General features: G+C 44.9%; 12 protein-coding genes. 8 read left to right on the top strand and 4 right to left on the bottom strand.

The features are described from left to right. Positions 1 to 8 precede the first annotated feature (8 nt). Positions 9 to 1,403 (top strand): methyl-accepting chemotaxis protein, encoded by a 1,395-nt coding sequence (locus L2D08_RS10840; RefSeq protein WP_242233791.1) that lies wholly within the window; start codon positions 9 to 11, stop codon positions 1,401 to 1,403. 39 nt (positions 1,404 to 1,442) lie between these two features. Here L2D08_RS10840 and L2D08_RS10835 read toward each other — a convergent pair whose 3' ends face one another. Next, entirely contained in the window at positions 1,443 to 1,664 is a 222-nt protein-coding gene (locus L2D08_RS10835; RefSeq protein WP_242233790.1) for a DUF1128 domain-containing protein, read from the bottom strand. 74 nt (positions 1,665 to 1,738) lie between these two features. Beyond that, positions 1,739 to 3,088, bottom strand: coding sequence for an alanine/glycine:cation symporter family protein (locus L2D08_RS10830; protein WP_242233789.1), 1,350 nt, complete (start codon positions 3,086 to 3,088; stop codon positions 1,739 to 1,741). A gap of 191 nt (positions 3,089 to 3,279) precedes the next feature. On the opposite strand from L2D08_RS10830, the gene L2D08_RS10825 reads away from it, so the two are divergent. Both L2D08_RS10825 and L2D08_RS10820 read left to right on the top strand, forming a co-directional pair. Further along, positions 3,280 to 3,633, top strand: a complete 354-nt coding sequence (locus L2D08_RS10825) for a hypothetical protein (protein ID WP_242233788.1) — start codon at positions 3,280 to 3,282, stop codon at positions 3,631 to 3,633. A gap of 15 nt (positions 3,634 to 3,648) precedes the next feature. Next, positions 3,649 to 4,494: a YihY/virulence factor BrkB family protein gene (locus L2D08_RS10820; RefSeq protein WP_242233787.1), complete on the top strand. Its 846-nt coding sequence runs from the start codon at positions 3,649 to 3,651 to the stop codon at positions 4,492 to 4,494. Positions 4,495 to 4,533: 39 nt separating this feature from the next. On the opposite strand, the gene L2D08_RS10815 is transcribed toward L2D08_RS10820, so the two are convergent. Next, the gene (locus L2D08_RS10815; protein WP_242233786.1) at positions 4,534 to 6,441 is read right to left on the bottom strand and encodes a heavy metal translocating P-type ATPase; all 1,908 of its coding nucleotides are present in this window, start codon (positions 6,439 to 6,441) and stop codon (positions 4,534 to 4,536) included. A gap of 342 nt (positions 6,442 to 6,783) precedes the next feature. Between L2D08_RS10815 and cax the strand changes: the two genes are divergently transcribed. The 5 genes from cax (at position 6,784) to rlmD (ending at position 12,106) form a co-directional block, all read left to right on the top strand. Then, positions 6,784 to 7,836 carry a calcium/proton exchanger gene (cax, locus tag L2D08_RS10810; protein WP_242233785.1) on the top strand — a complete coding sequence of 351 codons (1,053 nt, stop codon included), beginning with the start codon at positions 6,784 to 6,786 and terminating at the stop codon, positions 7,834 to 7,836. Positions 7,837 to 7,856: 20 nt separating this feature from the next. After that, positions 7,857 to 8,036, top strand: a complete 180-nt coding sequence (locus L2D08_RS10805; protein ID WP_242233784.1) for an SE1561 family protein — start codon at positions 7,857 to 7,859, stop codon at positions 8,034 to 8,036. Between the two features lie 239 nt (positions 8,037 to 8,275). Next, entirely contained in the window at positions 8,276 to 9,820 is a 1,545-nt protein-coding gene (locus L2D08_RS10800; protein WP_304653930.1) for a fumarate hydratase, read from the top strand. A gap of 98 nt (positions 9,821 to 9,918) precedes the next feature. Next, positions 9,919 to 10,671: a delta-lactam-biosynthetic de-N-acetylase gene (pdaA, locus tag L2D08_RS10795; protein ID WP_242233783.1), complete on the top strand. Its 753-nt coding sequence runs from the start codon at positions 9,919 to 9,921 to the stop codon at positions 10,669 to 10,671. 58 nt (positions 10,672 to 10,729) lie between these two features. Next, positions 10,730 to 12,106, top strand: coding sequence for a 23S rRNA (uracil(1939)-C(5))-methyltransferase RlmD (gene rlmD / locus L2D08_RS10790; protein WP_242233782.1), 1,377 nt, complete (start codon positions 10,730 to 10,732; stop codon positions 12,104 to 12,106). A gap of 104 nt (positions 12,107 to 12,210) precedes the next feature. Here the strand turns inward: rlmD and L2D08_RS10785 are convergent, their stop codons facing one another. Beyond that, positions 12,211 to 13,119, bottom strand: coding sequence for a TIGR01777 family oxidoreductase (locus L2D08_RS10785; RefSeq protein ID WP_242233781.1), 909 nt, complete (start codon positions 13,117 to 13,119; stop codon positions 12,211 to 12,213). Between the last annotated feature and the right edge of the window lie 83 nt (positions 13,120 to 13,202).

The raw sequence follows: 13,202 nt of genomic DNA, 5'->3' as shown, positions 1-13,202 counted from the left end.
TGAGAAAAATGAAAAGCTTACGTGGAAAGCTTTTTGTCAGTTTTGGTTTACTAATTGCTTTAGCATTAATCATCTCAGCTGTAAACTTTATAGCCATTTCAAGCTTAAATCAGAATACGGAAAACCTTCTTTCTGAGACGCTGCCGCCGCTGCTTGAAGGCGGGGAGGTTTCACCACAAAGTATCAAGCAAATAGCAGATCAAAGTGAAAGCGTTATCGATTTTGGGCAGCGCTCTATGGCTATCAGTTTGATTTTAGGTGCTGCCGCCCTGCTTATTGGCACCGTTCTGGCGTGGGGAAGTGTACGTTCAATTATTCGTCCCCTCAAAGATGCAGCCCAGCGAATGAAGGACATGGCAGCCGGCCGTATTCATGGTGAGCCGCTTCACTCCGATGCAGACGATGAAGTCGGCCAGCTTATACTGGCCATCAATGAAATGAATGAACAGATCGGTTCGATTTTTTCGCAGATTAAAAACGTATCTGGCAAAGTAGAAGAAGAAAGCACTGTGCTGCATGAACAATCAGGCCGCGTCCAGCAGGAAACAAGCCAGATTGCGGCGATGATGGAGCAGATGTCTGCCGGAGCAGAAGAGCAGGCACGGTCTGCTACTGCCTTAACAGAAATGTTTGGTAAGTTTGTAGAGGATATTTCTATCGCGGCAATGAGCGGTGAGGATGTCAGACAGGGAGCAGCCGAAATGGTTTCTTTAACGGATGAAGGCGAGCAGGAAATGAAGCAGTCAGTTGAGCATATGAACACTATTTACCAAAACATGACAGAAGCACTTCAAAAGGTAAAAGGGCTTGATACCCGGATGAAAGATATTACAGAGCTTGTCAGCATTATCCGCCAGGTAGCAGAGCAAACCAATCTGCTTGCCCTAAATGCAGCGATCGAAGCTGCACGGGCAGGGGAGCATGGCCGGGGATTTGCGATTGTAGCGGATGAAGTAAGAAAACTGGCTGAGCAGGTAGCCCAGTCGATTACTGGTATCAACTCGATTATTGCCAGTGTTCAGCAGGAGTCTGCCGAAGTGGTGATAACGCTTGAAGGCGGCTACGAGCTTGTCGCAGAAGGAACGAACCAGATTACTGGCACCGGCGATAAATTTACCGCAATGAAAGAACACATCAGTCAGTTAAGCACCAATGTGGCTTCAATCTCAGATTCGCTTTATGTGATTATGGATCATACTGCAAAAGTGAACCAATCCATTTCGAGTATTGCAGCTGTTTCTCAAGAGTCAGCAGCCGGCATTGAAGAAGCAGCGGCCAGTGTGCAGCAGACAAACCAGTCGGTAGAAGCTATTTCTTCTATTGCTGCGCAGCTCGATGAACATTCTAATGAGCTTGGTGATTCAATGAAGCAATTTCAAACCGACGAAAACAGGGACCAGTAAATAATAAAAACACCCGCTCTAAGGAAGCGGGTGTTTTTATTATTTACGCAAGTTTCCAAGTTCTTCGGCAATTGCCTGCATTTCACTGGGGCTAAAAGACTGTTTGCGGATCACTAATTCATAGATATCCTTTAGATCGTCATAGGAAGAAGTGCTGAAATGCTCAGGGCTGATTGCACCCGTGTTTACCATTCGTAATTTCGTAGTGATTTGATCAACCATATACTGAATATTTTCTGCTGATTTTTTGCTTAAATCCAAAACGTCGTCACCTTTTTCATTTTTAACCATCATTCCACGTTTTAGGAAGGTTGTCAATAAAGGAAAAGAAAAGCTTAAACTATATCCTTCTCTTCGCGTATTTTCTTTAAAATAATTCGCGTTTCTGAAACAACAACACCGGAAAGAGCCAGAACGCCGATTAAATTTGGCAATGCCATTAAACCATTCATAATATCTGAAAACGTCCAAACAAGATCAAGGCTCGCTACCGCTCCAACAAAGGCAGCAAACACAAAAGCAGCCCGATAATAAGGAATGATTTTTTTGCTGAATAAATAGGTGCAGCATTTCTCGCCGTAATAAGACCAGCCGATAATCGTAGCAGAAGCGAAGAACAGCAAGCCGACGGCAACCACATAGGAGCCGGCAGAGCCAAGAAAAGTATTAAAGGAAGCGGTAGTCAATTCACTTCCATGCAGGCCGCTGTTATACTGGCCCGCTAACACGATCGTCAGTCCAGTAATCGAACAAATAACAATTGTATCAATAAATACCTGCGTCATGGAAACAAGCGCCTGGCGTGCCGGAAAATCGGTTTTGGCTGCAGCCGCCGCAATCGAAGCAGAACCAAGACCCGCTTCATTGGAGAAAACACCCCGGGCTACACCATAGCGTATCACGGTGCCAAGAGCACCGCCCGCAGCTGCGTCTCCTGTAAAAGCATCCGCCAGAATCAAGGAAAGCGCTGCTGGAATTTGTTCTGCATTTATCAATAAAACAATCAAGCCGGCAAGTACATAAAAAGCAGCCATAAAAGGAATAAAAAAGGAAGTAACCCGTCCAATGCTTTGAATGCCGCCAAGGAGGACCAGGCCTGTGAAAAGCATCAATGCAAGGCCGGTTCCCCAATTCGGTATATGAAAAACAGACCGGACGACTCCGGCGACGGAATTGGCCTGAACAAGGTTGCCGATACCGAAAGCGGCAATGGCACCAAAAGCAGCAAACAAAACACCGAGCCATCTTTGGCGAAGTCCGTGTTCAAGATAGTACATCGGGCCGCCGGACATTTCACCGTTTTCGTCCTGCACCCGGTATTTAACCGCGAGAACGGCTTCTGCGTACTTTGTAGCCATTCCGAAAAAAGCGCTGATCCACATCCAAAAAAGAGCGCCTGGCCCGCCTATTAATATAGCGCTGGCTACACCTACAATATTCCCGGTGCCGATTGTAGCAGCCAGCGCTGTCATTAAAGCCTCGAAATGAGAGATGTCTCCCTCTGAGTCAGAATCCTGGCTTTTACTGAATGCCAGCTTAAGGGAATAAGGAAGCAGCCGTATTTGTAAAAAGCCGATACGCAAAGTGAGGTAAATACCGGTAAGGGTGATTAAAATTAACAGAGGCAGGCCCCAGATAAATGAGCTGATGCGGCTAAGTATCTCTAAAAGGCTGTCTTGTCCCATTTCAGACCTCCATTTCTTTTTTTGAGACCCATTTGGAAATCAGCTGGCCGGCTAATGGATTTATTTTTTATGAATATGCGTTTTAATCTTTTTTATTAAGGGAAAAGCTTGAACATCGAAAAGGAAAACTGGCTTGGCAAGCCGAATACTTTAAAAATGCTGAGACAAAGAAAAGAAAGGATGATCATTCAATGGGTAAAGGTAAATTTTTCATCAGTGTAGCAGCAGGAGCTGCAATTGGAGGCGCAATCGCATTATTAGACAGCAGAACACGCCAGGAGATGGCTTCTTGGACAAGTTATGTTATTGCACTCGCAAAAGATCCGGAACAGCTGACGACATCATCACGTGAGCTGATTGACCGCGCAACAGAAACAGCACAAAAAATTAATGAAGACGTTTCTTTCATTAAAGGCAAGGTGGATGACTTAAAAGAGCTGACACCAGAGGTGAAGGATCTTGTCGAAGAAACAAAATCCACCTTTGTTCCCCAAGAGCAGGGACCAGCTGCTTCGTCACCAAGTGCAACTAACCCGACGTTATAACGGAGGAGAGCTCTATTGGCAGATCAAACAGATAAAAAATCAGCGCTTCGCATTTTTATTAAGCACCTGTTCAGGCGCGTAAAGTCGTCCGATGTACCAGGTGTTGCGGCGCAAATGGCTTACTTTTTCCTGTTAGCGCTGTTTCCGCTGCTGATCTTTATGGTCACGCTGCTCGGGTATTTGCCAATTGATCCGAATGAAGTATTTAATGTAATCAAGGACTTTGCGCCTTCCGATTCCTTAAGTCTTGTACAGGACACACTTCAGGAAGTGACATCCAATCAAAATGGCGGCCTGTTGTCCGTCGGGATTTTGGGGACCATCTGGTCGGCATCCAATGCGATGAACGCAGTTATTAAAGGGCTCAACCATGCGTATGACGTAAAAGAAACTAGACCTTTTTATATAGCGCGCGGACTGTCGATTTTGCTGACCTTCGCTTTTATCTTTGTAATTGCGGTCATGCTGATTCTCCAAGTATTTGGCCAGCAGATCGGCGAATTGGCGTTTGAATTTTTAGGCATGGGTGATGAATTCCTAGCCCTGTGGACATGGATTCGATTCCTGCTTCCGCCGGTTGTTTTGTTTTTAGTGTTTGCCGGGCTGTACTACTTGGCACCAAACTTAAAAGTAAAATATGTAACCGTTGTGCCCGGTGCCATTTTCGCTACAATTGGATGGATTATTACTTCACTCGGTTTTTCATTTTATGTAAATAATTTCGGCAATTATTCGGCCACATACGGAAGTATCGGGGGAGTGATCATTTTAATGATCTGGCTTTACCTGTCGGCGATGATTATTCTCGTTGGCGGTGAAATCAATGCCCTGCGCAATGATCAAAAACGTGGAGCAGCATAGGGAAAGCCCCGCCTGAGAGATTCTCAAGCGGGGCTTTTTTTAAGTGTTTTTTAATAACCGAAGGCCGTTTAATATAACGAGAATCGTACTTCCCTCATGGCCAATAACACCAAACGGCAAATCCAGCATTTGAAAAAAATTGGAGATAATCAAAAGAACAATTACGGAAATGGAAAAGACGATGTTTTGTTTCACAATCTTCTGCATTCTGCGGGACAGCTTAATAGCATCGGCAATTTTCGGAAGATCATTTTTCATTAAAACGATATCTGCTGTTTCAAGCGCTACATCCGAGCCTTCGCCCATTGCGATGCCGACAGAAGCAGAAGCAAGGGCAGGTGCATCGTTAATACCGTCGCCCACCATCGCGACCGTTCCATATGTTTCGAGCAGTTTTTTTACTTGATCTACCTTATGCTCTGGCAGGCAGTCGGCAATGTAGGAATCAAGTGATGCTTCAGAAGCAATAGCGCGGGCAGTTTTTTCACTGTCACCTGTCAGCATAATGGTAAAAATGCCTTCATCCTGCAACGTTTTAAGTGCCTGCTTTGTTTCTTCGCGAATGATATCCTGCAGAGCAATAATCGCGGCAACGCCATTTTCATCGGCCACGTAAACTGTTGTTTTGCCTGCCTGGGCAAATTGAAGGGCAGCTCCATCTGCAAAAGCGGCTGCTTGCCCGTTTCCTACAAAATCGGCTTTGCCAATTTTCCAGGTCTTCGTGCCGACGATTCCTTTTACGCCCCAGCCGGCTGCATCTTCAACGTGCTCCGGGGGAGAGAAGGAAATACCCTGTTCATTTACATAACGGACGATGGCATGAGCAAGCGGATGATTGGACCGGCTTTCAATGGAAGCAGCTGCCCCAAGCAATTCCATACGAGCCACATCATCGCGGATGACCACATTCGTTACTTCTGGTTTACCGCGTGTTAACGTACCGGTTTTATCAAAAGCAATGGCTTTTACATGACTTAAATTCTCCAGGTGGGCGCCGCCTTTAAACAGAATACCGTTACGGGCGCCGGTAGAGATAGCCGACAGTGTAGCCGGCATAATAGAGGCAACCAGTGCACACGGTGATGCAACAACAAGCAGGACCATAGCGCGGTAAAACGTTTCAGTCCAGCTCCAGCCGAGAAGATAGTGCGGCACAAACATCATGAGCGCTACAACGGCCAGTACCGCTTTTACATAGATTCCTTCAAACCGTTCAATAAATTGTTGTGACGGTGATTTCTCACTTTGTGCCGACTGTACGAGATTGATGATTTTTTGAAAAAGAGTTTCATCCGCTCTTTTTGTGACATCAATATAAACCGATCCGGTCATATTGACTGTTCCGGCAAAAACATCCGCTCCGGCTTCTTTGGAAACAGGGATCGACTCACCGGTAATAGCGGCCTCATCGATCGTTGTATAGCCTTTTGAAATCCGGCCATCCGCCGGTACACGCTCACCAGGCTTTACGACAATCACATCGCCGCGCTTTAATTCGGAAACATGAACAGACTCTTCCGTTCCATTACGAACCACAAGTGCTGTATCAGGCTGAATCTCCATAAGGGCAGAAATTTCCCGCTGGCTTTTATTCATCGTATATGTCTCAAGAGCACCACTCACTGCAAAAATAAAAATTAATATAGCTCCTTCTGTCCAATAGCCAATCGCTGCTGATCCGGCTGCAGCTAAAATCATCAGCATTTCTACATTCAGTTCTTTTTCTTCAATGGTTGCTTCAATGCCTTCTTTGGCTTTTGCGTAGCCGCCAATTAAAAAAGCAGATAAATACAAAACAACCGATGCCGTATCACTGCCATTCCGATCCAGCAGCCAGCCAGCCACAATAAGCAGGCCACTGAACAAAGCGGCAATCAATTCAATATGCGAAGTGATTTCATCAAACCATTTTTTCGCTGCTGGTTGATTCTCAATATGTGTAATCATTTATGTATCCTCCTTTTCTAATTGAGAATGAAGATCGCCTTATTGATGATGATTATCATTACCAAAACCTTTATTGATAAGGAATTTCAATTAGAATAAATTAATTTTTATTTTATAATAATTATAATGTAATAAGTATCATACCATAATTAAAAAAAGATGCAAGGGGTATATTACAGGCTGTGAACAGGGAAAGGGGAGTTTATAGATGGAGAAAAGGAAAGCAAAAGTTTAATCGGAAAAAAGGAAAAATAATTCAGGCGATGGTGTTAAATCAGGTAAAGAGCGGGTATGATGACTAAGTATTAAGCTGTTTACTTTGACGCATTGGAGTGTGGGATTATGGGAAAAGTGTTTGCAATTATCATTGCAGCAGGTCTGCCATTGGCGGTTGCAGGCTCACTTTTACACTGGCCGAGTGTGGTCATGTTCGTTATTTGCAGTGCAACCGTGATTGCCCTGTCAAGTTACATGGGAAGGGCTACTGAGAGCTTGGCGATCGTTGTCGGGCCGCGTATAGGCGGACTGCTGAATGCGACTTTTGGAAACGCCGTTGAACTTATTATTTCGATCTTTGCTTTAAAAGCAGGACTGATCGGTGTCGTTCTTGCTTCTTTGACAGGTTCGGTACTCGGAAATCTGCTCCTGGTAGCGGGTCTTTCCTTTTTCATGGGTGGACTAAAATATAAGCGCCAGACGTTTAGCGTCCATGATGCGCGTCACAATTCAGCATTGCTTATCTTCGCGGTTGTAGTAGCATTTGTGATTCCCGAAATTTTTTCTCTTAACATGAATGAAGCAAAAACATTGAACTTAAGTATAGGCATTTCGATTGTCATGATCGCCATTTATTTAGCGGGGCTGTTTTTTAAGCTTGTGACTCATCGTGGTGTGTACGCCACTGAAGAAGGGGCAGCTCACCATGAAGAGGTACCAGAATGGGGCAAGAAAAAAGCAATTATTATTTTGCTTGCCGCAACGGCAGCAGTTGCCTATGTGGCGGAAAGTCTGGTTCATACATTTGAAGCGGTCGGTGAACAATTTGGATGGTCTGAACTTTTTATTGGAGTTATCATTGTAGCGATTGTTGGAAATGCCGCTGAGCATGCATCCGCAATTTTAATGGCAATGAAAAACAAAATGGACATTGCGGTTGAAATTGCGATTGGTTCGACACTTCAGGTTGCCATGTTCGTGGCACCGGTGCTTGTGCTCGTATCGCTTCTTTTCCCAACACCAATGCCGCTTGTATTCACCGTACCGGAGCTTGTTTCAATGATTACCGCCGTATTTTTGGCGATCAGTATTTCCAATGACGGTGAAACGAACTGGTTTGAAGGGTTGACACTTCTGGCCGCATACTTCATCATGGGCATTGGCTTTTACTTGCTGTAAGGAAGAAAGGAAGAAAAGACTTGAAACCAATTCATGAAAAAGAAAAGCAGGTCGTTTACTTAAAAGAACGGCTTAATATCTTTATGGAAGTGCTGGATTCCATTGATCCAGAAGAAACAGAAGTAGAGGATATTGATCGTTTAATTGAAATGATCGATGATATTGAATTAAAATGTGAGCAGTTTCGCAGCCGCGGATAAAAAAGACGATCCTGATTGGATCGTTTTTTTTTTGCGGGAAATATCCGTTGAACTGCACCTGAAACAACAAATCATTCATTGTGCTTCATTTATAATAGAATTCTATTTTTCGAAAGCGAACAAAGCATAATACTGAAACCGTTTGCGAATTTTTCTTTTAAACGTTTTGCCACAGGCGTATAATAAGGAAGATGGCAGCTGTTTTGTACATAAGTAAAATCCTGAGGGGGAACTGCACAATGAATTTGGAAACATTTCAGCAAAGCATGTATACGTTAATTGTCGAAACATCAACGAATCTTCCGAAAGATGTGCGCCGTGCTGTGAAACGGGCAAAAGAGCGTGAAAACGCCGGCACACGCGCGGCAATGAGCTTGGATACGATTACAACGAATATTAAAATGGCAGACGATAATATTTCACCGATCTGCCAGGATACGGGAATGCCAACGTTTAAAATCAAAACGCCTGTTGGTGTCAACCAAATACATATTCAGAAAGCGATATATGCTGCTATTGAGCAGGCGACAAAGGACGGAAAGCTTCGTCCAAACTCTGTTGATTCGCTCGATGGATCAAACAGCGGAAACAATCTTGGTCCGGGAACTCCGGTGATTAAATTTGAACAGTGGGAAGAAGATTATATCGATGCCCGCCTTATTTTAAAGGGAGGCGGCTGTGAAAATAAAAATATTCAGTACAGCCTTCCGTGCGAGCTTGAAGGGCTTGGAAAAGCCGGCCGCGATTTGGACGGCATTCGTAAATGCATTATGCATTCTGTTTATCAGGCGCAGGGTCAGGGCTGTTCAGCCGGCTTTATCGGTGTCGGTATTGGTGGCGACCGTTCATCCGGGTATGATTTAGCGAAAGCACAGCTTTTCCGCGGCGTAGATGATATAAATGAAAATGAAGAGCTGCGCAAGCTTGAAGAATATGTACTTGAGCATGCAAACGAGCTTGGCATCGGTACAATGGGCTTTGGCGGCGAAACGACACTGCTTGGCTGTAAAATCGGCGTGATGAACCGGCTGCCGGCGAGCTTCTTCGTTTCTGTTGCTTACAATTGCTGGGCGTACCGCCGTTTAGGAGTAGCGGTAAATGCAGAAACAGGCGGAATTAACGAATGGTTTTACCAGGATGGAGACGAGGTATCATTTGAGTCAGCCCAGCCTGAGGAACAGGAAGTAAAATCAGAAAGCCGTGTTGTAACGCTGGAAGCGCCGATTACAGAAGAACAAATTCGTGGGCTGAAAGTCGGCGATGTGGTTCAAATTAACGGCATGATGTATACAGGCCGTGATGCGATCCACAAACATTTAAGCACTGCCGATAGTGCGCCGGTTGATTTGAACGGACAGGTGATTTATCATTGCGGCCCGGTAATGCTTAAAGATGAGGATGGACAGTGGCACGTAAAAGCAGCTGGTCCGACAACATCTATTCGTGAAGAGCCGTACCAGGGTGATATTATGAAGCGTTTCGGCATTCGGGCTGTAATCGGAAAAGGCGGTATGGGTCCAAAAACGCTGCAGGCGCTGCATGAGCATGGCGGCGTGTATTTAAATGCAATTGGCGGTGCCGCACAGTATTATGCAGACTGCATCAAAGGGGTAGAAGGTGTTGACCTTATGCAGTTTGGTATTCCAGAAGCGATGTGGCATTTGCGCGTAGAAGGATTTACCGCTGTTGTAACGATGGATTCACATGGAAACAGCCTGCATGAAGAAGTGGATAAAACATCACTCGAAAAACTGGCGAAATTTAAAGAACCTGTTTTTGCTTAAGAAAAGCCGGCCTTGTGCCGGTTTTTTGTTTGAAATATCTTTCCACGGATGAAGAATTCTTATACAGCACATCTTATTCATAAAAGGATGGTGCTGAGATGAGACAATTTATTATGTTTGTCGTTTTTCTTTTTATGCTGCCGATTATTGCCGTGTCGTCCGAAGCTGTTCATTGGGGATTTAAAAAAGCGTCAGACGGACGCCCTGCTGAAGCAGGCGCCCAGCTTGACGAAGTGCTGGAGAAATACGACTCCTTTTATAAAGGGGATACAAAGAAAAAAGTCGTTTATTTAACCTTCGACAATGGATATGAAAATGGCTACACGAAAAGCATTTTAAATACGCTGAAAAAAGAAAAAGTGCCTGCCGCTTTTTTTGTAACGGGTCATTATGTGGATAGTGCACCTGATTTGCTGAAACGGATGGTAAAAGACGGACATATTATCGGCAACCATTCCTGGCATCATTATGATTTAACAACAGTACCAAGCAGCACAGTCATCGAAGAGTTTAAATCGGTTGAAAAAGAAGTAGCTAAAGTAACCGGACAGAAAAAAACAAAATATGTCCGCCCGCCGCGCGGAATTTTTTCTGAAAACGTGTTAAAAACTGCTCAAAAAGCCGGCTATACACATGTGATGTGGTCATTGGCTTATGTGGATTGGTATGCTGATCAGCCGAAAGGAAAACAATATGCCTATGATGAAATTATGAAGCAGATCCATCCGGGTGCCGTCATCATGCTGCACAGCGTATCAAAAGATAATGCCGAGGCGCTGCCGGATGTCATTCGTGATTTGAAAAAGAAAGGCTATACGTTTAAATCTCTCGATCATCTTGCCGGCGCTTAATGCCCGGCTTCTTTTGATTGGCATGGTTCTGTGATACAGTTAAATATGAGGTGAAGAAATGAAAAACGGGATTGATATGAAACCGGGACAAACGTTCCCGCTTACGATAAAACGATTAGGAATTAATGGGGAAGGCGTTGGCTATTTTAAACGAAAAGCTGTTTTTGTACCGGGTGCCCTGCCGGGAGAAGAAATTACCGCAGAAGCGGTAAAGGTCATGCCGAAGTTTACAGAAGCGGTAGTAAAAAAGCTGCGCAAACCTTCTCCACAACGGGTAACGCCGCCATGCGACATTTACGAAAAATGCGGCGGCTGCCAGCTTCAGCATCTTAGCTATGAGGGGCAGCTAAAGGAAAAAAAAGAACTGGTTGTCCAGGCGCTTGATCGCTATACTTCTTTTAATATTGACAAACTGCCGATCCACGACACCATTGGAATGGAGGATCCTTGGCGTTACCGAAACAAGGCACAGTTCCAAACAGGTGTGTACAAAGGTAAAATGATCATGGGCTTATACAGCACCAATTCAAACCAGCTTGTGAATATCGAGGAATGTATTGTTCAGCATAAAGCGGTTGATGAAACAATACGCGTTGCCAAGAAATTAATGAATAAGTTGTCCATTCCGGTGTACAGCGCTAAAAACAAACAGGGCGTTAAAACGATCGTTGTCCGGTACGGCTTTGAGACGGGAGACATACAAGCTGTGGCCGTAACCGGAGATAAAACGTTTCCGAAAGCAGAAGAGTTTGCCAAGCAGTTGATGGAGTTAAAGCCGCGTGTGAAGTCAGTTGTTCATAATATAAATCCAGGCAAAACACACCTCGTAATGGGTGATGTTTCAAAAACCATCGCTGGCAGCGATACGATTTCCGAAGAGCTGGGCGAGTTTGAATACGAATTGTCTGCCCGTGCATTTTTTCAATTAAATCCGGTGCAGACAAAAAAACTTTATGATGAAGTTAAAAAAGCCGCAAACGTGCAGCCATCCGATAAAGTGGCTGATGCTTACTGCGGTTCCGGAACCATTGGTCTTTGGATTGGAAAGAATGCAGCGGAAGTGCGTGGGATGGACACGATTGCGGCATCTATCAAAGATGCCCGTGCCAATGCGGAAAAGTACGGCGTGAAAGCGACATACGAAGTCGGCCCTGCCGAAAAGTGGCTGCCGATTTGGAAGGAAAAGGGCTGGATACCGGATGTGCTCGTGACCGACCCGCCGCGTACCGGACTGGACCCGAAACTGATTCAAACAATTAAGCAGATTCAGCCATCTGTATTTGTTTACGTATCCTGCAATCCATCTACGCTGGCAAAAGATTTAGTGGCGCTGGCCCCTGTATACAAAATCGACAGCATTCAGCCAGTTGACATGTTTCCGCAGACAGCGCAAGTAGAGACGGTCGTAAAGCTTACAGTAAAATCAAAAGCATGATATGGTAAAATGATTCATTTTTCGAGTTATCCTGAAAATGAATGGTAATGGGCAGTTTAAAGAAGAGCAAAAAGCACGAAACAATATTGTTTCGTGCTTTTTCTTTAATTTGAATATAAGTCGTTCAGCGCTCCACGGAGAAGAGGGAATTGAAAAACAAATCCGGCCTGGGTGAGTTTAGCCGGGAGTACGCGCTGGCCGTCAAGAACAATGGTGCTCATTTCACCCAGTGTCAGTTTTAACGCCGGCTCGGGAACAAACAGCCAGTGCGGCCGGCCAAGCACTTTGGCAAGTATTTTCCCAAGGTCATTCATTCTGACTGGATTTGGGGCTGTAATATTCATAGGTCCTTCTATCGCTTTATGTTCAGCCGCAAACCGAATAGCGCGGGCCACGTCCCATACATGAATCCATGATACCCACTGCCGGCCAGAGCCGAGTTTTCCGCCTGCGCCGATTTTATAGGGAAGAGCCATTCGCGGAAGTGCACCTTCTTCTGTACCCAGCACGACACCAAACCGGGCAAGAACGGTCCGGATTCCCGCCTTGTCCGCCTCAATCGCTTCACGTTCCCAAATATTGACGACCTGGCTTAAAAAACCACTGCCAGCTGCGCTAGATAATTCGGTAAACGTATCCATGTCGGATGAGGGATAAATCCCAACAGCACTTGCATTGATAAACACTTTTGGCTTTTGCTCGAGCGCCTTCATGATACGGACTATTTCACGGGTAGCGGTGATGCGGCTGTTTAAAATTCTTTGTTTTCTTTCTTCTGTCCATCGTCCACTGTTAATGGATTCGCCAGCCAGGTTAATAAAAACGTCTGTTCCTGCTAACGCTGCTTCCGGTTCTGCTTCATCCGCGAGCCACTTTACGTAATGAAGGCGGTCTTCTTCTTTCTTATTTTCGGGATTTCGCGTTAAAATAGTAACATCGTATCCATGACGGATCAGCTCATTTGTTAATTCTTTGCCGACAAACCCGGTTCCGCCTGCGATCACTGCTTTCATCATTAAGACCTCCCGCTTTTTACTATATAGTATTTTACCTGTTTCATTCGAAAAACAAACTAGACGAATGTGCCAAGGAGGGG

The organism is Domibacillus sp. PGB-M46 (genome assembly GCF_022668875.1).
Taxonomy (GTDB): domain Bacteria; phylum Bacillota; class Bacilli; order Bacillales; family Domibacillaceae; genus Domibacillus.
Note: the sequence above shows the minus strand (reverse complement) of the source record. Positions and strands in the feature narration are given on the sequence as shown.